The sequence below is a fragment of the Streptomyces sp. NPDC048192 genome (assembly GCF_043202415.1).
Classification (GTDB): Bacteria; Actinomycetota; Actinomycetes; order Streptomycetales; family Streptomycetaceae; genus Streptomyces.
In genome coordinates this window covers 200705-226390 of sequence record NZ_JBIDAL010000010.1, presented here as the reverse complement: position 1 = coordinate 226390, position 25686 = coordinate 200705, and the positions used below count along the sequence as shown (strand labels likewise).

Annotated in this window: 22 protein-coding genes; 10 read left to right on the top strand and 12 right to left on the bottom strand. The window is 72.4% G+C overall.

Going from position 1 to position 25686, the window contains the following annotated elements; all coding sequences use genetic code 11:
* Positions 1–56 precede the first annotated feature (56 nt).
* Positions 57–641, top strand: a complete 585-nt coding sequence (locus ACGFZN_RS23265; protein ID WP_393860378.1) for a TetR/AcrR family transcriptional regulator — start codon at positions 57–59, stop codon at positions 639–641.
* Between the two features lie 74 nt (positions 642–715).
* Positions 716–1498, top strand: a complete 783-nt coding sequence (locus ACGFZN_RS23260) for an SDR family NAD(P)-dependent oxidoreductase (protein WP_393860377.1) — start codon at positions 716–718, stop codon at positions 1496–1498.
* A gap of 6 nt (positions 1499–1504) precedes the next feature.
* On the opposite strand, the gene ACGFZN_RS23255 is transcribed toward ACGFZN_RS23260, so the two are convergent.
* From ACGFZN_RS23255 to ACGFZN_RS23245, 3 genes are read right to left on the bottom strand one after another with little or no spacing between them, the layout of a single operon-like run.
* Positions 1505–2338, bottom strand: a complete 834-nt coding sequence (locus tag ACGFZN_RS23255; RefSeq protein ID WP_393860376.1) for a carbohydrate ABC transporter permease — start codon at positions 2336–2338, stop codon at positions 1505–1507.
* Entirely contained in the window at positions 2331–3233 is a 903-nt protein-coding gene (locus ACGFZN_RS23250) for a carbohydrate ABC transporter permease (protein ID WP_393860375.1), read from the bottom strand. The genes ACGFZN_RS23255 and ACGFZN_RS23250 overlap by 8 nt, the downstream gene beginning before the upstream one ends.
* Positions 3230–4492 (bottom strand): ABC transporter substrate-binding protein, encoded by a 1263-nt coding sequence (locus tag ACGFZN_RS23245; protein WP_393860374.1) that lies wholly within the window; start codon positions 4490–4492, stop codon positions 3230–3232. The genes ACGFZN_RS23250 and ACGFZN_RS23245 overlap by 4 nt, the downstream gene beginning before the upstream one ends.
* Positions 4493–4916: 424 nt before the next feature.
* Between ACGFZN_RS23245 and ACGFZN_RS23240 the strand changes: the two genes are divergently transcribed.
* Entirely contained in the window at positions 4917–5306 is a 390-nt protein-coding gene (locus tag ACGFZN_RS23240; protein ID WP_393860373.1) for a DUF4232 domain-containing protein, read from the top strand.
* A gap of 204 nt (positions 5307–5510) precedes the next feature.
* Here ACGFZN_RS23240 and ppdK read toward each other — a convergent pair whose 3' ends face one another.
* Positions 5511–8231: a pyruvate, phosphate dikinase gene (gene ppdK, locus ACGFZN_RS23235; protein ID WP_393860372.1), complete on the bottom strand. Its 2721-nt coding sequence runs from the start codon at positions 8229–8231 to the stop codon at positions 5511–5513.
* A gap of 421 nt (positions 8232–8652) precedes the next feature.
* Positions 8653–9873: an ROK family protein gene (locus tag ACGFZN_RS23230; protein ID WP_393860371.1), complete on the bottom strand. Its 1221-nt coding sequence runs from the start codon at positions 9871–9873 to the stop codon at positions 8653–8655.
* Positions 9874–10003: 130 nt separating this feature from the next.
* Between ACGFZN_RS23230 and ACGFZN_RS23225 the strand changes: the two genes are divergently transcribed.
* The 3 genes from ACGFZN_RS23225 to ACGFZN_RS23215 all read left to right on the top strand — a co-directional run bounded on the left by ACGFZN_RS23225 (position 10004) and on the right by ACGFZN_RS23215 (position 15640).
* Positions 10004–11803, top strand: a complete 1800-nt coding sequence (locus tag ACGFZN_RS23225) for a hypothetical protein (RefSeq protein ID WP_393860370.1) — start codon at positions 10004–10006, stop codon at positions 11801–11803.
* Entirely contained in the window at positions 11800–13737 is a 1938-nt protein-coding gene (locus ACGFZN_RS23220; protein WP_393860369.1) for a glycogen debranching N-terminal domain-containing protein, read from the top strand. Before ACGFZN_RS23225 ends, ACGFZN_RS23220 begins: the two co-directional genes overlap by 4 nt.
* Positions 13738–13858: 121 nt before the next feature.
* Positions 13859–15640 carry a CDP-alcohol phosphatidyltransferase gene (locus tag ACGFZN_RS23215; protein WP_393860368.1) on the top strand — a complete coding sequence of 594 codons (1782 nt, stop codon included), beginning with the start codon at positions 13859–13861 and terminating at the stop codon, positions 15638–15640.
* 1 nt (position 15641) lies between these two features.
* Here ACGFZN_RS23215 and dusB read toward each other — a convergent pair whose 3' ends face one another.
* Positions 15642–16772, bottom strand: coding sequence for a tRNA dihydrouridine synthase DusB (gene dusB / locus ACGFZN_RS23210; protein WP_393860367.1), 1131 nt, complete (start codon positions 16770–16772; stop codon positions 15642–15644).
* A gap of 253 nt (positions 16773–17025) precedes the next feature.
* On the opposite strand from dusB, the gene ACGFZN_RS23205 reads away from it, so the two are divergent.
* Positions 17026–18477 (top strand): MFS transporter, encoded by a 1452-nt coding sequence (locus ACGFZN_RS23205; protein ID WP_393860366.1) that lies wholly within the window; start codon positions 17026–17028, stop codon positions 18475–18477.
* Between the two features lie 40 nt (positions 18478–18517).
* Here ACGFZN_RS23205 and ACGFZN_RS23200 read toward each other — a convergent pair whose 3' ends face one another.
* Positions 18518–19294 (bottom strand): maleylpyruvate isomerase N-terminal domain-containing protein, encoded by a 777-nt coding sequence (locus ACGFZN_RS23200; RefSeq protein WP_393860365.1) that lies wholly within the window; start codon positions 19292–19294, stop codon positions 18518–18520.
* Positions 19295–19399: 105 nt separating this feature from the next.
* On the bottom strand, positions 19400–20302 hold the full coding sequence (locus ACGFZN_RS23195; RefSeq protein ID WP_393860364.1) for a helix-turn-helix transcriptional regulator: 903 nt from the start codon (positions 20300–20302) through the stop codon (positions 19400–19402).
* Between the two features lie 101 nt (positions 20303–20403).
* Between ACGFZN_RS23195 and ACGFZN_RS23190 the strand changes: the two genes are divergently transcribed.
* From ACGFZN_RS23190 to ACGFZN_RS23180, 3 genes are all read left to right on the top strand, one after another.
* Entirely contained in the window at positions 20404–21831 is a 1428-nt protein-coding gene (locus ACGFZN_RS23190) for an MFS transporter (protein ID WP_393860363.1), read from the top strand.
* Positions 21832–21971: 140 nt separating this feature from the next.
* The gene (locus ACGFZN_RS23185; RefSeq protein WP_393860362.1) at positions 21972–22196 is read left to right on the top strand and encodes a hypothetical protein; all 225 of its coding nucleotides are present in this window, start codon (positions 21972–21974) and stop codon (positions 22194–22196) included.
* Between the two features lie 134 nt (positions 22197–22330).
* Positions 22331–22768 (top strand): hypothetical protein, encoded by a 438-nt coding sequence (locus tag ACGFZN_RS23180; RefSeq protein WP_393860361.1) that lies wholly within the window; start codon positions 22331–22333, stop codon positions 22766–22768.
* Between the two features lie 32 nt (positions 22769–22800).
* On the opposite strand, the gene ACGFZN_RS23175 is transcribed toward ACGFZN_RS23180, so the two are convergent.
* From ACGFZN_RS23175 to ACGFZN_RS23160, 4 genes are all read right to left on the bottom strand, one after another.
* Entirely contained in the window at positions 22801–23397 is a 597-nt protein-coding gene (locus tag ACGFZN_RS23175; protein ID WP_393860360.1) for a TetR family transcriptional regulator, read from the bottom strand.
* A 25-nt stretch (positions 23398–23422) separates the two neighbouring features.
* Positions 23423–24433 carry an aldo/keto reductase gene (locus ACGFZN_RS23170; protein WP_393860359.1) on the bottom strand — a complete coding sequence of 337 codons (1011 nt, stop codon included), beginning with the start codon at positions 24431–24433 and terminating at the stop codon, positions 23423–23425.
* An 81-nt stretch (positions 24434–24514) separates the two neighbouring features.
* Entirely contained in the window at positions 24515–25291 is a 777-nt protein-coding gene (locus tag ACGFZN_RS23165) for a D-Ala-D-Ala carboxypeptidase family metallohydrolase (RefSeq protein ID WP_393860358.1), read from the bottom strand.
* A 69-nt stretch (positions 25292–25360) separates the two neighbouring features.
* On the bottom strand, positions 25361–25686 hold a 326-nt coding region (locus tag ACGFZN_RS23160), incomplete at its 5' end, for a peptidoglycan-binding protein (RefSeq protein ID WP_393860357.1).

Here is a 25686-nt window from a genome sequence, read left to right as displayed (position 1 = left end):
TGACCGATCGCCAACTTGCTTGACCGATCGTTCCAGAAAAGCCTAGGCCGCGGCGCGTGGCCAGGACCAAGGAGTTCGATCCGGACGCCGCGCTGCAGTCGGCCCTCGAGCTGTTCTGGCGGCGCGGCTACGAGGCGACGTCGATGGCCGACCTGGTCGAGCACCTCGGCATCGGCAGGGCGAGCCTGTACGCGACGTTCGGCAGCAAGCACGAGCTGTACCTGAGGGCGCTGGACCGGTACGGGCAGGCGCAGCACCCGCTGCTGACCCGGGAGCTGTCCCGGCCCGGCCCGGTGCTGCCGGCGGTGCGCGCGGTGGTCCGGCGGTTCGCCGCCGAGGCCACGGCCGGGCCGACCCGGGAGCAGGGCTGCCTGGTGACCAACACGGCCGTCGAACTGACCCCGCACGACCCCGCCGCCGCCCGCAGGGTGGAGCAGAGCTGGGACCACCTGGAGACCCTGCTGCACTCCGCCCTGGTCCGCGCCCAGGCGCAGGGCGAGCTGCCCGCGGACCGCGACCCGTGGACCCTCGCCCGCACCCTGCTGGTCGTGCTGCAGGGGCTGCGGGTGGTCGGCAAGGCCTCCGCGGACCCGGCCAGGGTGCGGGCCGCCGCCGAGGGCGCCCTGGCGCTGCTGGACTGACTCGCGCACCTCCACCGGAGGTGCGCTTTTTTCCACCCTCATACTTAACCGATCGGTCAAGAACAGGGGAGATCATGACCACCGCCCCGGCACGTGCCCGCTTCACCGGCCGCACGGCCCTGGTCACCGGCGCCGGCGGCGGCATCGGGCGCGGCGTCGCGCTCGCCTTCGCCGACGAGGGCGCGAACGTGGTCGTCGCCGGACGCCGCCGGGAGCCGCTGGAGGAGACGGTGACACTGATCGAGCGGGCGGGCGGCAAGGCGCTGGCCGTCAGCGCGGACGTGACCCGCGCCGCCGAGGTGCGGGCCCTGGTGTCCGCCGCCGTGGAGCGGTTCGGCTCCCTCGACGTGGCGGTGAACAACGCCGGCGTCATGGCGGGGCGCGGGCGGCTCACCGCGGACCTGCCCGAGGAGGACTGGCGGACGATGCTCGACACCAACGTCACCGGCGTCCTCCTCGCCCCGCAGGCCGAGGTCGCCCAGATGCGGACCCAGCCGAACGGCGGGGCGATCGTGAACATCGCCTCCCGGATCGGCGTCCACAGCCGGCTGCGCGGCACCGCCGGCTACGCCGTCACCAAGGCGGCCGTGTCCGTCCTCAGCCGCAGCGCCGCCCTGGACCACATCGCCGACGGCGTCCGCATCAACGCCGTGAGCCCCGGTCCCACCGCCACGGACATGTCCTTCGGGCCCGGCGAGACCGAGACCGGCCGGGCCGAGCGGATGCGCACCGAGGTCCCGCTCGGCCGGGTCTCCACCGTCGAGGAGGTCGCCGCGGCCGTCCTCTACCTGGCCTCGGACGAGGCGGCCCCGGTCGTCGGCACCGACCTGGTGGTGGACGGCGGCTCCACCGCCTGACCCCGCTCAGTCGATCCCCGACCGCTCCACCCCCGCCACGATCCACCGCTGGAAGCACAGGAACACCACCAGCAACGGCAGGATCGACACGACGGCCGCGACGAACAGTTCGTGCAGTCTGATCACCTGGGACGTCGTGAACGACGACAACGCCACCTGCACCGTCCAGGCGCTCTGGTCCTGCCCGATGACCAGGGGCCACAGGAAGGAGTTCCACGCCCCGAGGAACACGATGGTGCCGACGGCGGCGAACACCGGCCGCGCGTTCGGCACGACCACCAGCCAGTACGTGCACCAGTACCCGAGCCCGTCGACCTGCGCCGCGTCCTCCAGCTCCCGTGGGAAACCCAGGAAGTACTGGCGGAAGACGAAGCAGGCGAACGCGGAGAACAGCGTCGGCACGATCAGCCCGCGCAGGGTGGAGATCCAGCCCAGCGTCGACACCAGCACGAAGCTCGGCACGAACGTGACGGCGGCCGGGACCAGCAGGGTGCCCAGGATGCCGTAGAAGACCTTGTCCGCGTGCCGGTACGGGATGCGGGCGAGGCCGTAGCCGGCGAGCGAGGCCAGGAGCAGGGTGCCCAGCGTGGTCGCGAGGGCGATCAGTGCGGAGTTGAGCAGGGAGCGGGCGAACGGCACGGACGGATCGTCGAACACCTCCCGGACGTTGCCCCACCTCACCTCGCGCGGAAAGAAGGTCCACCCGGGCGAGGTGATGTCCTGCTCACCGGACAGACCGTTGCGGACCAGCAGATAGAAGGGGACCAGGAAGAGCAGGGCGAGCACGATCAGCAGCACCAGCCTCAGCGCCCGCCCGGCCCGCACCAGCGCGTCATCCATCGGTGTCCGTCCTTCCCAGCCGCAGCCACCGCGCCTGCCCCACCGTGACGACCGCGATGATCAGCGCGAGGATCACCGCGCCCGCGCTGCCCAGACCGAGGTTCTGCCCCTGGCCGAGCGCGGTGTAGTACAGGTAGACCAGCGGCGGCCGGGCGTACGGCGGGTAACCCCGGGCGTCGGACAGCAGGTTGTAGAACTCGTCGAAGGCCTGGAAGGCGTTGACGACGAGCAGCAGCAGCACCGCGACCGAGGTGGCCCGCAGCTGGGGCAGGGTGATGTGCCGCAGCACCGTCCAGCCGGGCCGGGCCCCGTCCACGGCGGCCGCCTCGTACAGCACCGGATCGATCCGCTGGAGCCCCGCGAGGAAGAGGATCATGTAGAAACCGGCCTGCAGCCACAGCCGTACGGTCACGATGACCAGCCAGTACCACGGCGGGTCGGTGGTGGACAGCCAGGCCACGGGATCCCCGCCGAACCACCCGAGGACGGTGTTGGCGAGCCCGAAGCGCACGCCGTTGAAGATCGACATCTTCCACACCAGCGCTGCGACGACGTAACTGCACGCGGCGGGAAGGAAGAAGACCGACCGGAAGAACGCGCGGGCGCGCCCCAGCCGGTTCACCATCAGGGCGAGGGAGAGCGAGCAGACGAAGGTGACCGGCACGATGAAGGCCGTGAAGGCGAGGAAGGTCTTCAGGCTGTCGACGAACGCGTCGTCCCGCAGCATCGCCGTGTAGTTGTCCAGCCCGACGAAGTGCGTGGGCGTGACCGTGTTGTGGGCGTCGAAGAAGCTGAGGCCCACGCTCCACAGCAGCGGAACGTAGGTGAACACCGCGAGCCCGAGCACGAAGGGCCCCACGAACGCCCAGAACCACAGGGTCCTGCGCCGCCTCACGAGTTCTTCTTCGCCTTCTTCACGCGGTCGAGTTCGGCGGTCACCTTCCGTACGACGGCCCGCAGTTCGCTCTCCGGGCTCGCGCCGTTCCGGATGATCCGGCTGAGCGCGTCCTGGTAGGCGGTCTGGGCGGCCGGCGTCCACAGCAGTGGCTGGGCGTAGCCGTGGTCGGTGGTGAAGCGCACGGCGTCCGCGGCGGCGCCGGAGCGCAGTTTGGCGGCTTTCTTCGCCAGCGAGATCCGGGCCGGGATGTGAAAGCCGTACGACAGCGCGAAGTCCTCCTGGAAGTCGGTGCGTTCGACCCACAGCCAGCGCACGAACTCCTTGGCGGCCGCCTTGTGCCCGCTGCGCGCGCTGACGGCGGAGCCGTACGCGCCCACGGGCACGGAGGGCCGGCCCGCGCTGCCGTCCTTCGGGAACGGCAGGACGCCGAAGTCGTCCCCCAGCTCCTTCTGCACCTGCGGCAGCGCCCACAGCCCGGACCACTGCATCGCGGTCAGCCCCTGGACGAACGCGGACGGGTCGGACCAGTCGGCGGGCGCCCCGAGCAGGAGGGACTTGTCGGCGTACAGCCGGTGCAGCTTGCCGAGGGTGCGGGCGGCGGCGGGGTCGTCGAACCCGGCCTTGCCGTCCTCGGTGACGAGCCGCAGCCCCGCGGCGTACAGCGGGGTGCCGCCGAGCACGCCCGCTCCGCCGTCGTTGCCCAGGAACAACCCCTTGACCTTGCCTCTGGTGAGCGCCCGGGCGGCGTCCACGAGCGCGTCGAGCGTGGCGGGCGGCTCGAGTCCGGCGTCCTTCAGCAGGCTCTTGCGGTAGTAGAGCATCTGCATGTCGATGACCTGCGGTATGCCCCAGACCCGGCCGTCGTACGTCTTCGGCGTGAGCACGGCCGGATTGAAATCGTCCCTGACGCCCTCGATCAGATCGGTGAGGTCGACGACCTGCCCGCCCTGGATCTGGTCCAGCGTCGGCCCGTTGACCTCGAAGACGTCCGGGCCGGAGTCGGTGAGCAGGGCGGCGGCGGTCTGCTGGTCGTAGTTCCCCGGCCGCCACTGCACGCTCACGTGCGCCTTCTTGTAGGCGGCGGCGTACCGCTTCACGGCCTGCTCGGTGCCGGTCTCGCCGTACTGGTGGTACCACTGCGACAGCCCGGTCCCCGACGCCCCGCCGCCGCGTCCGGTGTTCGACCCGCAGGCGGCGAGCAGCCCGGCCCCCGCCGCGGCCCCCGCGGCCAGCACTCCCCTACGGCTCATCGTCATCGTCGGTCCCCCAGACCTCGGTCGCCTCTTCGTCATAGATGCACCGCCCGACGATCAACCATGCGGGCCGATTGCGAAAGGCGGATTGCGGCCGCATGTCACCGCCCGGGGCACGGCCTCCATATGGCTGGGACCCGACCCGAACCTGGCCGGATGACCCACAACTTTTCCGGCCCGGCACGCATCAAAGAGAGTGACGTTCATCCACCCATCTACCCGTTCACCCGATGGAGGCGGATGTGCCATGTTCCCTCACACAAATCCGAATAGTTCCGCTGGGTCCGCAGGACTCCTCCGGACCCTCCCCCGACGCGCCGCGGCCACCGCGCTGACCGCCGCCCTCGTGGGCCTCACGGCGGGCGGAGCCGCCTGGAGCGCGACCGGGTCGGCCACACGGGCCCCGGCCACGGTCCGCACCTGTGCCGTGAGCGACCTGTACCTGTCCATGGGCCGCAAGGAGGGCGCGGCCGGGTCGCTGTACTGGCCGGTCCGTTTCACCAACACCAGCACGAGCAGCTGCGCCCTGCGCGGCTATCCGGGCGTCAGCGTCCTGGACACCGCCCACCACCAGATCGGCCCGGCCGCCACCCGCAGCGGCCGCTCCTACGGCACGGTCACCCTCTCCCCCGGCCACTCCGCCTCGGCGACCGTCCGCACCACCAACGGCCCGGTCGGCGGCGCCTGCCAGCGCACCGGCGCCTACCTGCGCATCTACCCACCGGCGTCCCGCACAGCAGCCCTGCTCCCGGCACCGTGGACGATCTGCTCCGGCGTCTTCCAGGTGGGACCGGTGAACACGGAGGGAGTTCTCTGAGCGGAACACAGCCCCGACCATCGCCACACGGAGGGCACCGCCGGTCACCGGCCGAAAGTCGTCGGTGCCGCAGTCGGTGCCGGGCACGCGAGAGGGCGGCACCTCCGCACAAGGTGCCGCCCTCTCTTCGGTGCGCCGAAGCCGCCGCCGATCGGTGAGGGTCGGGGACCAGCGGCGGCTTCGGGGTTGAGGGGCCGGAAGGGGCTAGCGGTGGTCGCTGCCCTCCGACTGCGTCGCCGCGCGGCCCGCCTCGAGGCGGGCGACCGGGATGCGGAAGGGGGAGCAGGAGACGTAGTCCAGGCCGACCTCGTGGAAGAAGTGGACCGACTCGGGGTCGCCGCCGTGCTCGCCGCAGACGCCGAGCTTGAGGTCGGGGCGGGTACGGCGGCCGGCTTCCGCCGCCGCCTTCACCAGGGAGCCGACGCCGTCCTTGTCGATCGTCTCGAACGGGCTGACGCCGAAGATGCCCTTCTCCAGGTAGGCGGTGAAGAACGAGGCCTCGACGTCGTCGCGGCTGAAGCCCCACACCGTCTGCGTCAGGTCGTTCGTGCCGAAGGAGAAGAACTCCGCCGCCTCGGCGATCTGACCGGCCGTCAGCGCCGCCCGCGGGAGCTCGATCATCGTGCCGATCGCCAGCTTCAGCCGGGTGCCCGTCGCCTCCTCGACCTCCGCGACGACCTTGTCGGCCTCCTCGCGGACGATCTCCAGCTCCTGGACCGTGCCGACGAGCGGGATCATGATCTCGGCGCGCGGGTCGCCCTTGGCCGCCTTGCGCTCCGCCGCCGCCTCGGCGATCGCCCGGACCTGCATGGTGAACAGGCCGGGGATGACCAGGCCGAGGCGCACGCCGCGCAGGCCCAGCATGGGGTTCTGCTCGTGCAGGCGGTGCACCGCCTGGAGCAGGCGCAGGTCGTTCTCGTGGGGCTCCTGGCGGGATTCGGCCAGGGCCACGCGGACCGACAGCTCGGTGATGTCGGGGAGGAACTCGTGCAGCGGCGGGTCGAGGAGGCGGATGGTGACGGGGAGACCGTCCATCGCCTCGAAGAGTTCGACGAAGTCCTTCTTCTGCAGGGGCAGCAGCGCCTTCAGGGACGCCTCGCGCTCCTCCTCCGTGTCCGCCAGGATCAGGCGCTCGACCAGCTCGCGGCGGTCGCCGAGGAACATGTGCTCCGTGCGGCACAGGCCGATGCCCTGGGCGCCGAAGCGGCGGGCGCGCAGCGCGTCCTCCGCGTTGTCGGCGTTGGCCCGCACCCGCAGCCGGCGCTTGCGGTCGGCGAAGGCCATCATGCGGTGGACCGCCTCGACCAGCTCGTCCGCGTCGTCGGCGCCCGGGTGCATCCGGCCCTCGAAGTACTCCACCACCGGGGACGGGACGACCGGGACCTCGCCCAGGTAGACCTTGCCGGTGGAGCCGTCGATGGAGATGACGTCGCCCTCTTCGACGACGCGGCCGCCGGGGACCGTCATGCGGCGGCGCTTGGTGTCGACCTCCAGCTCCTCGGCGCCGCAGACACAGGTCTTGCCCATGCCGCGGGCCACGACGGCCGCGTGGGAGGTCTTGCCGCCGCGGGAGGTCAGGATGCCCTCCGCCGCGATCATGCCGTCCAGGTCGTCGGGGTTGGTCTCACGGCGGACCAGGATGACCTTCTCGCCGGAGCGGGACCACTTGACGGCCGTGTACGAGTCGAAGACCGCCTTGCCGACCGCCGCGCCCGGGGAGGCCGCGATGCCGCGCGCGACCTGCTCGACCTTCGCGTCCTCGTCGAAGCGCGGGAACATCAGCTGGGCGAGCTGGGCGCCGGTGACGCGCTGCAGGGCCTCCGTCTCGTCGATCAGGCCCTGGTCGACCAGCTGGGTGGCGATGCGGAAGGCGGCGCCGGCGGTGCGCTTGCCGACGCGGGTCTGGAGCATCCACAGCTGACCGCGCTCGATCGTGAACTCGATGTCGCAGAGGTCCTTGTAGTGGTTCTCCAGCGTCTCCATGATCTGCATGAGCTGGTCGTACGACTTCTTGTCGATCTTCTCCAGCTCCGCGAGCGGGACGGTGTTGCGGATGCCCGCCACCACGTCCTCGCCCTGGGCGTTCTGCAGGTAGTCGCCGTAGACGCCCTGGTGGCCGGAGGCGGGGTCGCGGGTGAAGGCGACGCCGGTGCCGGAGTCGGGGCCGAGGTTGCCGAAGACCATCGAGCAGACGTTGACGGCGGTGCCCAGGTCGTGCGGGATGCGCTCCTGGCGGCGGTAGAGCTTGGCGCGCTCGCCGTTCCACGAGTCGAAGACCGCCTTGATGGCGAGGTCCATCTGCTCGCGCGGGTCCTGCGGGAAGTCCCGGCCGGCCTCCGCCTTGACGATCTTCTTGAACCTGGTGACCAGCTTCTTCAGGTCGGCGGCCTCCAGGTCGGTGTCGACCGTGACCTTCTTGGCCTCCTTGGCCGCCTCGAGGGCCTCCTCGAAGAGGTCGCCGTCGACGCCGAGGACGGTCTTGCCGAACATCTGGATCAGGCGGCGGTAGGAGTCCCACGCGAAGCGGTCGTCGCCGGCCTGCTCGGCCAGGCCCTGCACCGACTTGTCGGACAGGCCGATGTTGAGGACCGTGTCCATCATGCCGGGCATGGAGAACTTGGCGCCCGAGCGGACGGAGACCAGCAGAGGGTTGTCGGGCTGGCCAAGCTTCTTGCCCATGCGGGCCTCGAGCGCCTCGAGGTGCGCACTCACCTCGTCACGCAGTGCCGCGGGCTCCTCGCCGCTCTCGAGGTAGACCTTGCAGGCCTCGGTGGTGATGGTGAAGCCGGGAGGGACCGGCAGACCGAGGTTGGTCATCTCGGCGAGGTTGGCGCCCTTGCCGCCGAGGAGGTCCTTGAGGTCCTTGTTGCCCTCGGTGAAGTCGTAAACGAACTTCACTACGTGGGGTTCTTTGTTTTCCGACACGGGTCTCGACTCCTTGAGGCCGCGGTGGCTGCCCTGACGGCGAGGAACATACCCAGATCGAAGGAACATCGGTACGTCCACTTGTGCGTCATGAGCCTGTAACCAGTCGTCCGCCAGCGGATCGAAAGTCAAGGCTTGGCAAGCCGACGCCATCGAATGTGTTCACTTCTTGAATGCAACTACCTCCGTAGGGCGCATTCTCCGCTCACATGAGCGGGGATCCTGCACGTCTGATTTCGATCGATGAACGATCAAGGGGTGGCACCCAGTGCCACCCCTTGGAGAAGTGCAGTCGCCCAAGATCCGCTCATCTGAGCGCAACCCTTATCAAGGGTGGCGAGAATCACGCTGCCACAGCCCGCCGGATTTCACCATGCGGACCCTGCCCAGTACCCGGAAACTCCCATGTCACACGCCCGTGTCACACGCCCAGCGCCCGCAGCCGCTCCTCGGCCCGCTCCGGCGCGTAGAGGTGTTCCACCACCAGGGCCCCCGCTCCGATGAGCGCCGCCCGCTCCCCCAGCCGGGAGGTCACGACGTCCAGGTGGGCCGTGGAGCGGGGCAGCGCCCGCTGGTAGAGGATCTCCCGTACGCCGGTGAGGAAGGGGGTTCCGGCCAGGTCGCCCGCGATCATCAGCACGCCGGGGTTCAGCAGGGTCACCACCGTCGCCAGGACGTCGCCGACCCGGCGCCCGGCCTCCCGGGCCAGCGCCGCCGCCTGCGGATGCCCGGCCGCCAGCAGGTCCCGCACGTCCGCGCCGGAGGCGGCCGGCACCCCGCTCTCCGCCAGCCGCCGGGCCACGGCGCCCCCGCTCGCGACGGCGGCGAGACAGCCCTGCGCACCGCACCGGCACAGCGCGTCGGCGCCGATGCGGATGTGCCCGATGTCGCCGGCGCCGCCGTCGATCCCCCGGTAGACCGAGCCGTCCACGACCACGCCGGCGCCGATGCCGGTGGAGACCTTGACCAGGACGAAGGCCGCGCAGTCGGGGTGGCCCGCGCGCTGTTCGCCGTACGCCATGAGGTTGGCGTCGTTGTCGACCAGGACGGGGACGGCCGGGGCGCCGGTGTGCTCGGTGAAGGCGCGGCCCAGGCGGCCCGTGATGTCGTAGCCGTCCCAGCCCGGCATCATCGGCGGCTGCACCACCCGGCCGGTCCGGGTGTCCACCGGGCCGGGCACGGCGAGGCCGATGCCGCAGACGTCCGCTGCGGGGCGACCCGACTTCTCCAGCAACTCGCCGAACCAGCCGCCCAGTTCGGGCAGTACGACCTCGGGGCCGTCCCCGATCACCAGGGTCCCCGAGTGCTCGGCGAGGATCTCGCCGGTCAGGGACAGCACGGCCGCGCGGGCGTGCCGGGTGTCCAGGTCGGCGGCGAGGACGACGGCGTGGGAGTCGTCGAACTCCAGGGTGATGGAGGGGCGGCCGCCGAGCGGCGAGCCGACCGGGCCGCCGGCGCCCTCGCGCAGCCAGCCCGCCCGGAACAGCCGGTCCAGGCGCTGGCCGACGGTCGCCCGGGACAGCCCGGTCGCCTGCTGGAGCGCACCGCGCGTCACCGCGCGTCCGCTGCGGACCAGTTCGAGGAGTTCTCCGGCGCCGGCCGGTCCGCCGATCCTGCCGGCTCTTCCCGGACGTCCGGTCATGCGCACCCCCTTGTGTTCCCCAACCCTGCATTACATAGTGAGTTCTGCGTGTTAAATAGACGTAACTCTACGACGGTTACCGCCAAACCCGGTCGTCCGGCCGGGCGTCTTCGTCTTCGGGGAGCCCCGAGTGGATCGCAGCACGCAGCTCACCGTCCGTCCCGCGCCGTACGGGACCTCCTGTGCTCCCCCGGCCACCGCTTCCCTGCGCGTCGAGGCGGCCCGCGTGCTGGACGCCAACTGGACGGGCGGCTCGACCGTCCCCTCCCGGAACCTGTATCCGCACCAGTGGTCCTGGGACTCGGCGTTCATCGCGATCGGCCTGCGGCACCTCTCGCCGCGGCGGGCGCAGACCGAGCTGGAGACGCTGCTGGCCGCCCAGTGGGCGGACGGGCGTGTGCCGCACATCGTCTTCAACCCCTCCGTACCGCTCGACGCCTACTTCCCCAGCCCCGACTTCTGGCGCTCCGCCACCGCCGGCCGCGCGGCGGGCGCCCCGCGCACCGTACAGACGTCCGGGATCGTGCAGCCACCCGTGCACGCGCTCGCGGCCTGGCTGGTGCACCGCGCCGACCCCGAACTGTCGCGCGCCCGCGGCTTCCTGGCCCGGGTGTACCCGCGGCTGGCCGCCTGGCACCGCTATCTGCTGCACCGCAGGGACCTGGGCGGCGGCGGGCTGGTGTCCGTGGTCCACCCCTGGGAGCAGGGCATGGACAACAGCCCCTGCTGGGACGCTCCGCTCGCCCGGATCACCCCGGCCCCGGCCCGCTCCTTCCGCCGCGCCGACCTCGACCACGGCGCGCCCGAGGACCGGCCGACGGATCTGGACTACGGACGGTACGTGCGGCTGGCCGCCGACTACCGGGACGCCGGGTACGCCGACGGAGGGGGCGAGTTCGCCGTGGAGGACCCGGCGTTCAACGCCCTGCTCATCGCCTCCGAACAGGCCCTGGCCCGGATCGCCGAGGAACTGGGCGCCTCCGGCGCCGCCCGCCGAGCCCGCGCCGACCGGCTGACGACGGCGCTGGTGGACCGCCTGTGGGACCCGGCGGCCGGAATGTTCCGCTGCCGGGACCTGCACGCGGCCGAGCGGGACGGCCCCGGCCCGGGCGACGGACGGAGGGGGTCCAGTCCGGACGGTGGACGAAGGGGGGCGGGCCCGGACGGTGGACGGAGGGGGGCCGGTCCGGACGACGGACGGGACGTGTCCGGCCGGAGCGACCGCCCCGGGGCGTCCGGCCCGACCGGCCCGCAGCGGAGCCCGGGGACGAGCGGCCGACCGCGAGCGAGCGACCCGAGCGACCCGCAGCGGAGCCCCGGCCCGAGCAGCGCACTGTGGACCAACGGCCTGAGCAACCCACCGGGGACCGACGGCCCGAGCGGGCTGGAAAGGGGCCCCGGGCCGGACGGGCCGGCGGGGGTGCCCGGTGCGCGGGGCGGGCTGGTTCCCGAGCGGGGTGTGTCGGGGCTGGTGCCGCTTCTCCTGCCCGGGCTGCCGCGTGAGATCGCCGCCGCGCTGGTCCGCACCCTGTGCGGGCCGCACTTCGGGCTCGGCGACCGCACCCGGCTGGTGCCGAGCTACGACCTGCTCGGTGAGGCCTTCGACCCGCACCGGTACTGGCGCGGGCCCGCCTGGTTCAACACGAGCTGGCTGCTGGAGCGGGGTCTCAGGGTGCACGGCGAGCAGGAGTCGGCCGACGCGCTGCGCGCGGCCGTGCTGCAGCTCGCCGAGGCCACCGGCTTCGCGGAGTACGTCGACCCGTACACCGGCGAGGCCTGCGGCGCGACCGGCTTCGGCTGGACGGCGGCGCTCGCCCTGGACCTGCACCACGAGCTGCACCAAGACCTTCTCAAGGGCGCGCGCGAGGGCGTGTCCGAGGCGGCCACCGGCACGTTCGACAGGAGTGACGAAGGAGGGATCCGGCGATGACGGACCGGCATCATCTGCTCGTGCACGGGGCGACGTTCGCCGCCGTGGGCGACCGGGGCGACATCAGCGGGGTCCGCGGCAGCGGCTCCCCGGACGGGTTCTTCGTACGGGACGCCCGGCACCTCAGCCGCTGGCAGCTCACCGTCGACGGCGCCGTCCCGGAGATTCTCGCCCCGGTCACCGACAGTGACGCGCCCTGCTGCGTCCTGGTCCCGCGCGGCGGCCGTCAGGAGCCCCCGGCGCACACCCTGTTCCGCCGGCAGGCGGTCGGCGACGGCTCGTTCGTGGAGTCCGTGCGGGTGACCAGCAACCGTCCGGTGCCCACCACCGTCCGCCTCGCCGTCACCGCCGACGCCGACTTCACCGACCAGTTCGAACTCCGCTCGGACCACCGCACCTACGCCAAGCCCGGCGCCGTACGCTCCCGCCAGGTCCTCGACGACGGCATCGAGTTCACCTACCGGCGCGCCGAGTGGCGGTCCTGTACGACGATCACCGCGGACCCCGCCCCCGACGCCGTGGAGGAGACCGGCACCGGCGCCCGGCGGCTGGTGTGGGCGCTGGACCTGCCGCCGCACGGCAGCACCGAGCTGCTGCTGCGCGTGATCGCCCGTCCGCACGGCGAGCGGCGGGCCGTGCGGGTGCCGCGCGACCCGGCCGCCGTGCATGGTCAACTCCTCGCGCTGGAGGGGGAGTTCATGGAGGGCGTGGCCTTCCCGACCGGTCGGCCGGAGCTGGCCGCGGCCTGCGCGCGGGGCCTCGCCGACCTCGCCGCGCTCCAGGTCCCGGCCACCGGCCCGGACGGCGAGGAGCTGCGGGTCCCGGCCGGCGGCGCCCCCTGGTTCCTCACCCTGCTCGCCCGCGACGCCCTGCTCACCTCCCTGTTCGCGCTGCCGTACCGCCCGGAGCCGGCCGCCGCCACGCTGCTCGCGCTCGCCGCGACCCAGGCCACCGGCGCCGGCCCCTCCCCGCTCGCCCAGCCCGGCAAGATCGTGCACGAGGTGCGGCACGGCGAGCTGGCGCACTTCGGGCAGGTGCCGTTCGGGCGGTACTACGGCTCGGTCGACGCCACCCCGCTGTTCCTCGTGCTGCTCGGCGCGTACGTCGAACAGACCGGGGACACCGGGGCCGCCCTGCGGCTCCAGGCGCACGCGCGGGCCGCCGTCGGCTGGATGCTGGACCACGGCGGACTGACCTCGCGGGGCTACCTCGTCTACCGCGCCGACGAGGGCGGCCTCGCCAACCAGAACTGGAAGGACTCCCCCGGCGCGATCTGCTGCGCCGACGGCACCCGGCCCACCGGCGCGGTGATGGCGGCGGGCGCGCAGGGCTACGCCTACGACGCGCTGCGCCGCACGGCGTGGCTGGCGCGGACGGTGTGGGGCGACGAGACGTACGGCGCCCTGCTGGAGCAGGCCGCCGCCGATCTCAGGGACCGGTTCCAGCGGGACTTCTGGATGCCGGAGCACTCCTTCCCGGCGCTCGCGCTGGACGGCGAGGGCCGCCGGATCGACGCGCTGGCGTCCGACGCCGGGCACCTGCTGTGGTCGGGGCTGCTGGACAAGGAGTACGGCGAGGTCGTGGGCCGGCGGCTGCTGGAGCCGGACTTCTTCTCCGGGTGGGGCGTGCGGACGCTGGCCGCGGGCCAGGCGGCGTACCATCCGCTCTCCTGTCACCGCGGTTCCGTGTGGCCGCACGACAACGCGCTGATCACGCTGGGGCTCGCGCGCTACGGCCTGCACGACGAGGCCCGGACGCTGGCGCACGCGCTGGTGGACGCGGCGACGGCGGCCGGGCACCGGTTGCCGGAGGCGCTCGCCGGCTACGGCAGGGACACGCATCCGGAGCCGGTGCCGTATCCGCACGCGTGTGTGCGCGAGTCCCGGTCGGCGGCGGTGCCGCTCGCCCTGCTGACGGCGATGGGCGGGGTGTAGCGCCTCTGCCGGGCCGGTATTTGCCCGGTGTTTGCTCAGTGCCCTGAACAGGGGGCCGGGAGTCGCCGTACGGGACTGCGGATCGGGTCACGTAGGGAAGGACGCCGGGTTGTCCCAGGACATGAGCACGCGCGAACCAGCCGTAGCAGAAGCCGAAGAGGCCGAGCCGGAGCAGTCCGCACCCCCGGTACCCGGCGCCCGCTCCGTGCCGCGCCCCTGGGCCGCGGTGCGGGGCCGTGTCCGGCGCTGGCGCGAGGAGCACCCCGCGGCGGCGCAGGGCGTGTCCGTCTCCGTCACCGTGCTGGCCGCCGCCCTGGTGATCGCCGCGCTGGTGATGCCGAACTCCGTGGTCCGGCTGGAGCCGCGGCAGTTCGTGCGGATCCCGGCGGAGGCCGTGATCGGCGCGGCCGTGCTGATCGCGCTGCCGCGCCGGCCGCGGGTGGCGCTGGCGGCGGTGTCCGGGGTCGCGCTGGGCGTGATGACCGTGCTGAACGCGCTGGACATGGGGTTCAAGCAGTACCTCGGCCGCGGCTTCAACGTCGTCCTGGACTGGAGCCTGTTCGGTGACGCGGAGTCGTATCTGGAGGACTCGCTCGGCCGCACGGAGACGCTGGCCGCCGTGGCCGGGCTGATCGCCGCGGTGCTGCTCCTCTTCCTGCTGCTGGCGCTGTCCATGGTCCGGCTGAGCAATCTGCTCGCCCGGCACACCGGCATCGCGACCCGGGGCACGCTGGCCGCCGGGGTGGTCTGGATCACCTGCTCCTCCCTGGGCCTGCAGGTGTCCGGCGTGCCGCTCGCCGCCTACAGCACCGCCAACGCGCTCAAGGCGCAGGCCCGTCTGGTGTCGGCCACGCTCAAGGACGAGGCGGAGTTCCAGAAGGTGGCGAAGGTCGACGCCTTCGGCAACACCCCGGGCAGCCAGCTGGTCCCGGATCTGCGCGGCAAGGACATGATCTTCACGTTCATCGAGAGCTACGGCCGCAGCGCGATCGAGGACCCGATCATGGCGCCCGGCGTCGACGCGACCCTCGACGCCCGCACCAAGGCCCTGGCCAAGGCGGGCTTCCACGCCAAGAGCGGCTGGCTGACCTCCGCGACGTACGGAGGCAGCAGCTGGCTCGGCCACTCCACCACCATGTCGGGCCTGTGGATCAGCAACCAGCAGCGCTACCGCACGGTCATGGCGAGCGACCACCTCAGCCTGACCGAGGCGTTCAGGAAGACGGGCGCGTTCGACACGGTCGGGGTCATGCCGGGCGTGCAGAAGGCGTGGCCGGAGCAGAAGTGGTACGGCCTGGACAAGGTCTACAACGCCTTCGAACTCGGCTACAAGGGGCCGAAGTTCAGCTGGTCGACCATGCCCGACCAGTACGCGCTGCAGCAGTACCAGGAGCGGGTGCACAGCAAGAAGCCCGCCGACGGCAAGGCGCGGATGTCGCTGCTCATCCTCACCTCCAGCCACCAGCCGTGGGCGCCGATCCCGAAGATGGTCGGCTGGGACCAGCTGGGCGACGGGTCGGTCTTCAAGGGCATCCAGGCGGCCGGCAACAAGCCGGCCGGCGTCATCGCCGACACCACCAAGTCCCGCCAGGAGTACGGCAAGTCGATCCAGTACTCGGTGACCGCGCTGACCGAGTGGCTGACGCGCTACGGCAGCAAGGACACCGTGCTGGTCTTCCTCGGCGACCACCAGCCCATCGCCCGGGTCAGCGGCAACCACGCCAGCCGTGACGTGCCGGTCTCGATCGTCGCCAAGGACCCCAGGGTCCTCGACAAGATCGCCTCCTGGGGCTGGACGGACGGGCTGCGCCCCGCCCACAACGCCCCGGTGTGGAAGATGAGCGCGTTCCGCGACCGCTTCCTGACGGCGTACGGCTCGACCCCGCACCCGAAGAAGGGCTAGCTCACCCTCCGGAGGTGTCCAGCTCCGCGTCCTCGCCGACGCCCGCGCAGTCGTACGGGTCCTTCAGCCAGCCGTCCGGCAGCACCACCCGGTTGTTGCCGGAGGTACGGCCGCGCGGCCCGTCGGCGCCGGCCGGCCACGGCTGGTCGAGGTCCAGCTCGTCCAGCCCGGCCCGCAGCTCCTGCAGCGACGACGTGATCGCCAGCCGCTTGCGCATCTCGGAGCCGACCGCGAAGCCCTTCAGGTACCAGGCGACGTGCTTGCGGAAGTCGACCACGCCCTTGGTCTCGTCGCCGCTCCACTCCCCGAGCAGGGTCGCGTGCCGGACCATGACGTCGGCGACCTCCCGCAGCGTCGGCCGCGCGAAGGAGGTGCGCCCCTCGAACGCCGCGACCAGGTCGGCGAACAGCCAGGGCCGCCCCAGGCAGCCGCGTCCCACGACCACGCCGTCGCAGCCGGTCTCGCGCACCATCCGCAGCGCGTCGTCGGCCGACCAGATGTCGCCGTTGCCGAGCACGGGGATCTCCGGCACGTGCTCCTTGAGCCGGGCGATGGCGTCCCAGTCGGCGGTGCCGCCGTAGTGCTGGGCGGCCGTACGGCCGTGCAGGGCGATCGCCGTGACGCCCTCCTCGACGGCGATGCGGCCGGCGTCGAGGTAGGTGAGGTGGTCGTCGTCGATGCCCTTGCGCATCTTCATGGTCACCGGAAGGTCGCCGGCGCCGCTGACGGCCTCCCGGAGGATGGCGCGCAGCAGGTTCCGCTTGAACGGCAGGGCCGAGCCGCCGCCCTTGCGGGTCACCTTCGGGACGGGGCAGCCGAAGTTCAGGTCGATGTGGTCGGCCAGGTCCTCCTCGGCGATCATGCGGACGGCCTTGCCGACGGTCGCCGGGTCGACGCCGTACAGCTGGATCGAACGGGGCTTCTCGCTCGCGTCGAACCTGATCAGCTGCATGGTCTTCTCGTTGCGCTCGACCAGCGCCCGGGTGGTGATCATCTCGCTGACGAACAGTCCCTTGCCGCCGCTGAACTCACGGCACAGGGTGCGGAAGGGCGCGTTGGTGATGCCCGCCATGGGTGCGAGCACGACGGGCGGCGTCACGGCGTGCGGGCCGACGGTCAGGGGCTGGGTCATCACAGGGCTCCGGGACGGATCTACGACACGGGACACGGGGCAAGCCCCCATTGTCCCTCACCGCACGACCGGCCCGGCAGGCCGCTGCCGAGGAACCGGCGGGGTGCGGCGGCTTGGCCTCCGGCCGGGGCGGGTACCGGGAGAGTCCGCGCCCCGGCCCTGCACGATGACCGCAGCGATCATCGTGTACACCGCATCAATTAGGCACACTATTAGTTAGACGCACTATCGAGTTGAGCGTACGATTGTCGTCATGCCCGAGTTGAGCCATCGCCGCCGTCTGCTCGTGCTCGCGATCTGCTGCATGAGCCTGCTGATCGTGAGCCTGGACAACACCGTGCTGAACGTGGCGCTGCCGTCCCTGCAGCGCGATCTGCACGCCAGCACCTCAGGCCTGCAGTGGACGATCGACGCCTACACCCTGGTCCTCGCCTCCCTGCTGATGCTCGCGGGGTCGACGGCCGACCGGATCGGCCGCAAGCGGGTCTTCATGTCCGGCCTGGTGGTCTTCTCCGTCGGCTCGCTGCTGTGCTCGCTGGCGCCGAACCTGTCCCTGCTGGTGATCTTCCGCATGGTGCAGGCGGTCGGCGGCTCGATGCTCAACCCGGTCGCCATGTCGATCATCACCAACACCTTCACCGACGCCCGGGAGCGGGCCCGCGCGATCGGCGTCTGGGGCGCGGTGGTCGGCATCTCCATGGCGGCGGGACCGCTGGTCGGCGGCCTGCTGGTGCAGTCGGTGAGCTGGCGCGCGATCTTCTGGATCAACCTCCCGGTGGGCCTCGCGGCGCTGCTGCTCACCCTCCGCTTCGTCCCCGAGTCCCGCGCTCCCAAGGCCCGCAGGCCCGACCCGCTCGGCCAGATCCTGGTCATCGCCCTGTTCGGCTCGCTGACGTACGCGATCATCGAGGCGCCGGACTCCGGCCCGGCCGCGGTGGCCCCCTACGCGGCGATCGCCCTCGCGGCCCTGCTCGGCCTGCTCTGGTACGAGCCGCGGCGCGAGGAACCCCTCATCGACCTGCGCTTCTTCCACTCGGCCCCGTTCAGCGGCGCCACGGTGATAGCGATCAGCGCCTTCGCGGCGCTGGGCGGCTTCCTGTTCCTGTCCACGCTGTACCTGCAGAACGTCCGCGGCCTGGACGCCCTGCACGCGGGCCTGTGGATGCTGCCGATGGCCGCGCCGACCTTCCTGTGCGCGCCCCTGTCCGGCCGCCTGGTCGGCAGCCGCGGCCCCCGTCTGCCCCTGCTGATCGCGGGGACGGCGATGACGGCGAGCGGCGCCCTCTTCGCGGCCTTCGAGGCGGAGACGTCGAACGCCACCCTGCTCGTCGGCTACGTCCTGTTCGGCATCGGATTCGGCTTCGTGAACGCGCCGATCACCAACACGGCCGTCTCCGGGATGCCCCGCGCCCAGGCCGGCGTCGCCGCCGCGGTCGCCTCCACGAGCCGGCAGCTGGGCCAGACCCTCGGCGTCGCGGTGGTCGGCGCGGTGCTGGCCTCCGGCATCCACGCCTCCGCCATCCGCGACACCTTCGTCCCGGCGGCCCGCCCCGGCTGGTGGATCCTCACCGCCTGCGGCCTGGCCGTCCTCGTCCTCGGCCTGCTCACCAGCGGCCCCTGGGCCCACCGCACGGCGGAGCGCACGGCCGAGAAGCTCCAGGCGGCGGAGATCCGCCAGCCGGTGGGAGCACCGGGGCGCGGCTAGGCCGCGCCGAGGGGTTCCCGGCCCTTCGCCGGGTCCCGCTCTACTCCTCCGGCTCCCAGGCCTGGAGCAGATCGAAGAGGCGGCCGTCGCCTTCGAGGTCCAGGGAGTCCGGCGGGATGCGGTCGTAGAGGGCCAGGACCAGGTCACCGGCCGTGCCCCGCAGGGAGGCGTCGGCCGCCCCGGGCTCAGCGGCGGCAGGTGCGGGCAGGCGCGCGGTCCGGGCGCCGTCGGCGGAGAGCCAGGTGCGCCAGGAGCGGCCCTCGGTGGCGTGGTAGTCGACGACGGCGGGCCGGTGCGGCCAGGCGGCCGTCGTGGCGCAGCAGGTGAACAGGAAGTCCTCGACCCCGTCGAGCGCCACCCTCTCCGGCAGCGGCTGCGGCGCGCCCGCGGTGAGCTGGGCGTCGTAGGTGTGCACGGAGATCTCCTGGAGCTGGTGCCGGGCGACGGCGCCGCAGGTCCGCGGCGACTGCGACGCGCCCCACCAGGTCCAGCAGCCGCGGTCCGGGCCGGCCTCCCGCAAGGCCTCCAGCAGCTCCCGCGTCGCTTCGGCCAGCCACTCGACGAGGGCGCCGCGCTCCTGGGGCGCGGCCGGGCCCTGCGGTGCGGACTTGGCCGTGGCGGCCGGGCCCGCGGCGATCGTGGCGGCCCAGGCGCGGCGTCCCTCGCCCAGGTGCCGCGCCAGGTCGGACAGGGTCCACTCGGGGCAGGTCGGCACCCGCGCGTCGAGGCCGGGCGCGGACGCGACCGCGGCACGGAACGCGGTCGACCGCTCGTCGATCAGCCGCAGCAGGTCGGGGAACTCCAGAGTCTCTTCCACCTCGGCTGTCTATCACCGCGCCCTGCCGTCCGGACAGCGGTTTTCCCGGCCGGCCACCCGCACCGGCCCCCTGCGGCGCGGCCGCGTCGAGCGCCCCTCGGCCGGCTAGGCCCTGGCGGTGGTGCGGGCGAGCGCGATGGCGTACAGCCGCTCCAGGCGCTCGCGGGTCTCCTCGTCGGCGGGGGTGTACGTCACCAGGCGAGGGCCCTGCTCCGGGCCGAGCCACAGGTCGGTGTGCTCCAGCTTGAGGCGGCCCACGTGCGCGTTGAGGAACTCCTTGGTCCGGGTGCGGCTGCCGACGACCTCGTAACGCTGCCAGTGCTCGCGGAAGTCGGAGGACTCCGCCTCCAGTCGCTTCAGGAGCATCTTCCAGGCCGGCTCGCCGAGATGACCGGCCAGGGACGCGCGCAGCTTGGCGGCCATCAGGCGCTGGGTCTCCTCGAGGTGGACGATCGAGCCCTGCCACTCCTCGTTGGTGTAGATGAGGAGCATGCAGTTGTGGTCCTCGGGCGGGATCGCGTCCAGGTCGCCCAGGAGCAGGGCGTAGGTGCGGTTGTAGGCGACGATGTCGTAGCGGCTGTTCTGGATGAGGGCCGGGTTCGGGTCCAGCCGGCGCAGCACCTGCCGCAGTGCCGGGGTCACGCTCGGGCAGCTCGTCGCCGGCGTCGGGTCGGTGGCGCCGGCGAGCTGGAACAGGTGGGCGCGTTCGCTGGCGTCCAGCATCAGGGTGCGGGCGAGGGCGTCCAGCACCTGCACGGAGACCTGGATGTCGCGCGCCTGTTCGAGCCAGGTGTACCAGGTCACGCCGACCGCGGAGAGCTGGGCCACCTCCTCCCGGCGCAGTCCGGGGGTGCGGCGGCGGGCGCCGCGCGGCAGGCCCACCTGCTCGGGGGTGATGCGCTCACGCCGGCTGCGCAGGAACGCGGCCAGTTCATGCCGCCGGATCTCCGAGCCGCCCCGGCTCGCCGTCTGCGGGGGGCTGGTCCGGTCCGTGGCCATGGTCGTCATGGTCCCAGGGTGCCCTGTCCGTGATCCTGTTGCCAGGTAGTTCTTGTACCAGGATGAGGACACTCTGGTACCCCCCTGGGCGGCGGCGCAGGCTCGGGGACATGAGTGAAACCGTCACCACCCGGGCCGTCCGTACGACGGCCGCGCCGCCCGCGCTCGGCGGGCTCGGGCTGTTCACCGTCCTGCTGGCAGCGGCGCTGCCGCTGGTCGACTTCTTCATCGTCAACGTGGCCCTGCCGGCCATCGGCGCCGATCTCGCCGCGGGCGAGGCCGTGCTGGAGCTGGTCGTGGCCGGGTACGGGGTCGCGTACGCCGTGCTGCTGGTGCTCGGCGGGCGGCTCGGCGACCTGTTCGGACGGCGCCGGCTGTTCCTCGGCGGGATGGCCGCGTTCGGCCTGACCTCGCTGGCCTGCGGGCTGGCGCCCGGCGCCTGGAGCCTGGTCGCGGCGCGGGTCGCCCAGGGCGCCTCGGCCGCGGCGATGCTGCCGCAGGTCCTCGCGACCATCCAGGCCACCACCCGCGGCACGCGCCGAGCCAAAGCCATGAGCCTGTACGGCGCCACCGCCGGACTGTCCATGGTCGCCGGGCAGATCCTCGGCGGGGTCCTCGTCGCCGCCGACGTGGCCGGGACCGGCTGGCGGTCGGTGTTCCTGGTCAACGTGCCCGTGGTCGCGGTGGGGCTGGTCCTGGCCGTGCGGGCGGTGCCGGAGACCCGCTCGCAGCACCCCGACCCCGTCGACGGGCCCGGCACGGTCCTGCTCGCGGCCTCCCTGCTGACGCTGCTCGCCCCGCTCACCGAGGGCCGGGCCGCGGGCTGGCCGCTGTGGACCTGGCTGTCGCTGGCCGCGTTCCCGTTCGCCGCGGGGGCGTTCTGGGCCGTGGAGCGGCGGGCCGACCGGGCGGGCCGGACCCCGCTGGTGCCGCCGAGTCTGCTGGCGCTGGCCTCGCTGCGGCGCGGTCTGGTGCTGATGCTGCCGTTCTCCATCGGCTTCAGCGGCTTCATGTTCGTGATCGCGCTGGCGCTGCAGCAGGGCGCGGGGCTCGGTCCGGTGCCGGCCGGGCTGGCACTCGCGCCGATGGCCGTGGCGTTCCTGTTCGTCTCCCTCGCCGGGCCGCGGCTGATCGGCCGGTACGGCACCCGGGTCGTGACCGCCGGTTCGGTGGTGCAGGGCGTGGGCGTGCTGCTGATCGTGCTGGCGGCGTGGCGGGACTGGCCGCACCTGGACTTCGGCTCGCTGCTGCCGGGCGCCGCCGTGGCCGGTGCCGGGCAGGCGCTCCAACTGCCCAACGTGTTCCGGATCGTGATGTCCGAGGTGCCGCCCGCCCGGGCCGGAGTGGGCAGCGGTGTGATGGTCACCACCCAGCAGTCGGCGCTCGCGCTCGGCGTGGCCACGCTGGGCACGCTGTTCCTCACCCTGGTGCCGCGCATGGGGATGCGGGACGCGCTGGTCACCACGCTGCTGGTGCAGTTGGCCGGGGTGGTGCTGACCGGGCTGCTCAGCCTGCGGCTGCCGCGCGAGGTCGGCTGAGCCGGGCGGGCGGAGCGGGGAGGGTCCCGCTCCCGGCCACGGCTCGGACAACTCCGCGTGAAGCTCCCCCTGTTGATGTTCGTTGTGCTGCACACTCCTGTCCGGCCGGGGTTCGCGGACGCGAGGGAGCGGGAGGCGTCATGGCGCAGGGCAACACCACGAGCAAGGTGAGCCGTTGGGACGGGCACGGCCGGGAGCACGTGGTCCGGGTGCAGCGCACCGGGGTGCAGCGCACGATCAGATGCGACACGTGCGGCTGGCGCAGAGGGGCCCAGTTCCTGCCGTGGCTGAAGGCGGAGGAGCATCTGGCCGAGGCCCATCAGGCGACGGTCGACCCGGCGGCCGCCCGGCAGCCGTCAAGGTAAGAAAAAGAGGGTAAGAGCGCAGGTCAGATGGGTCGTTGAGGTCAAATGTCACGGACCGTGACAACTCGAGTGGCCTGCGTGACGGACCGGGGTCAGCCTTGAGACGTCCCTTCCACGAGCGACAGGAGACGACCATGACCTCGGTACTCCGTCACAACTACGGCCGCGCGCTCGGCGCCGGCGCCCTGTCCGCGGCGCTGCTCTCCGGCGGAACGGCCGGAGCGTTCGCCGCGAGCCCGAGTCCCAGTCCTACGCCCACCAAGACGATGGCCAGCCCGACCGCAGGGATGGCGTCGATCACCGCCACCGCCAGACCGACCTCGGTGAAGCACGGTCACACGGTGCTGCTGACCGGGCGCACCAAGGGCCTGAAGGTCGGCTCCCCGCTGATCGTCCAGCAGGAGACGAACGGCAAGTGGGTGCCGCTGAAGGCCACCGGCAAGGTGAAGACGGGCAGTTCGTACGCGATCACCGCCAAGCTCACCAAGACCGGCTCCCAGAAGCTGCGCGTCGCAAGCGCGACCATGGCCGGCAAGGTCCACTCGCCCACCGTCACGGTGAAGGTGAGCTGACCCCCGGGTGAGCCGTCCCCCGCACCCGAGGCTCACCGTGCGGGTGTCGTCAGCCCTCGTATCAGCAGGTCCACTACGGCCGTGAACTCCTCGTCGACGCCGGGAACGGTCCATTCCCGGGCGTGACAGGGGTCGTGGAAGCGGCCGGTGGCCTGGAAGACGGCTCGGGCCGCAGTGGCCGGGTCGGGCACCGGGAAGGCGCCCGACCCGGCCCCTTCCGCGATGATCCGGGTCAGCTGCCCGGTCAGGTCGGCGATGTGCTCGCCGACCACCGTGCCGTTCTCGTCGGTCAGCACCGTGTAGGTGGCGAACAGTTCGGGATCGTCGCCCGCCTTGTGCCGCTTGGCCTCGAACAGTGCGGCGAGCCAGGCCCGTAGTTTCTCCTCCGCGGTGCCGTCCCCGGCGGCGATGACGGCGAGTTTCTCCGCCGTCCGGTCCAGCCAGCGCTTGGTGACCGCCTCGCGCAGCGCGGCCTTGGTGCGGAAGTGCCGGTAGACGCTGCCGTGGCTGACGCCGAGCGCGCGGGCCACGTCCACCACGGTGGCCTTGGCCGGGCCGTGGCGGCGCAGCACCTCCTCGGTCGCTTCGAGGATGCGCTCGGCGGTCAGGGTCTCTGCGGGCGGTGCCATGCCTAGACCGTACCCGGCCACCCGGTCAGCGTTCGCTGTCGAGGTGTGCCATCTGCACGGTCGGGTAGCGGTCGCCGGCCGCCGCGTCCGCCGGCACGGCCTCCTCGATGGCGGCGAGGTCGGCCGCGTCCAGGGTGACGTCCAGCGCGCCGAGGGACTCGCCGAGCCGCTCCCGGGTGCGGGCGCCGACGAGCGGCACGATGTCCTCGCCGCGCGAGAGGACCCAGGCGATGGCGATCTGCGCGACGCTCGCGCCCTTCTGCTCGGCGATCTTGCGCAGGGCTTCGACCAGGTTCAGGTTGTGCTGGAGGTTCTCGCCCTGGAAGCGGGGCGAGTGGGCGCGGAAGTCGTTCGCGGCCAGCTGCCGGTCGCGGGAGAAGTGCCCGGAGATCAGGCCGCGGGAGAGCACGCCGTACGCCGTGATGCCGATGCCCAGCTCGCGGGTGGCCGGCAGGATCTCCCGCTCGATGCCCCGGCTGATCAGCGAGTACTCGATCTGCAGGTCGGCGACGGGGGCGGTGGCGGCGGCCCGGCGGATGGTCTCGGCGCCGACCTCGCTGAGGCCGACGTGCCGGACGTACCCCTTCTCGATCAGCTCGGAGATCGCGCCGACGGTCTCCTCGATCGGCACCTCGGGGTCGAGGCGGGCGATCCGGTAGACGTCGATGTGGTCGACGCCGAGGCGCTGGAGGGAGTGGGCGGCGAAGTTCTTCACGGCAGCCGGGCGGCCGTCGTAGCCGTTCCAGTTGCCCTCCGGGTCGCGCAGGGCGCCGAACTTCACGCTGGTCAGGGCCTGTTCGCGCAGGGCGGCCGGGGCGGTGCGCAGGGCCTCGCCGATCAGCATCTCGTTGTGCCCCATGGCGTAGAAGTCGCCGGTGTCCAGCAGGGTCACGCCCGCTTCGAGAGCGGCGTGGATGGTGGCGATGGACTCCGCGCGGTCGGCGTCGCCGTAGAGCGCGGACATGCCCATGCAGCCGAGGCCCAGGGCGGAGACCTGGGGGCCGGTGGTTCCGAGGGTTCGGGTTCGCATCGTCATGGCGCCCACCCTGCCATGACAGCTGACAGATTTCAATATCTGTCAGCTGTCATGTGCCGGGGGCCGCGAACGCCCGGCCGGTCACACCACGCCGCTCTCCCACCACCAGGAGCCGGAGCCGTACGAGGGGTACTGGACCCGGCTGTCGCAGTGCTGCCAGGAGTGGGAGTACGCCTCCAGGCCGGAGAACCCGCAGGTCTCGGCGATCTTGTAGACCTGGTAGGTGGTGTGCCCCGAGACCACGACGTCCGCGGCGACGCCGTAGCAGTGCATGCTGTTGGAGGCGCCGCCCACCGAGGAGTTGTACGAGACGCTGCGGAAGCCGGAGTTGATGGTGACCGCGCTGTCGCCGGCCTTCTTGCGCAGCGCCTCCAGCTTGTACATCAGCCGGCGCACGTTCTCCTTGACCGTGGCGGAGCCGACCTTGCCGCCGCCGAAGCCGGAGCCGTCGTGCGAGGTGAACTCGCTCCAGTCGAAGTGCGCCGTCGATCCGTCGCCGCTCTCCAGGCTGTTGAGCACGCTCTGGGTCTGCGGGCCCACGACGCCGTCCGCGCTCAGGCCGTAGGCGGACTGGAAGCGTCTGACCGCGCCGTCCGTGGCCGGGCCGAAGTCGCCGTCCCAGGCGATGTACGTCTGGGAGGCCCCGGACGCGGCCCAGCCGCCGACGCGGATCTGCAGTTCGACCACGTCGGAGCCGGAGGCGCCCTGCTGGAGGGTGCGGGACCAGCCGTACGCGGAGGCGGGGCCGGCCGTGCCCAGGGTGACGGCCGCGGCGCCGAGCGCGGCGGTCACGCCGGCCGCGCCGCGCAGCAGCGTGCGCCGCCCGATGACCTGGTCGTGCGGCTGTGACTCGTTCATGCGTGTCTCCTCTTCTCTGGAACGGGGACGGGAGAGTTCTGACGAACGGGACGGGAGAGCGGGCGGCGGTCAGGCGACCAGGGCCTGCCAGGTGTCGGGGCCGACGATGCCGTCGACGCTCAGCCCGTGCGCCGACTGGAAGGAACGCACCGCAGCGTCCGTCGCCGCCCCGAAGTCGCCGTCCACGGTGAGCGCGGCGCCGTGCGCGTCGAGCTGGCTCTGCACCGCCGACACCGCCTGGCCGGTGGAGCCCTGCCGCACGGTGACGATCAGCGCCTGCCAGGTGTCGGGGCCCACGATGCCGTCGACGCTCAGCCCGTGCGCCGACTGGAAGGAACGCACCGCAGCGTCCGTCGCCGCCCCGAAGTCGCCGTCCACGGTGAGCGCGGCGACGT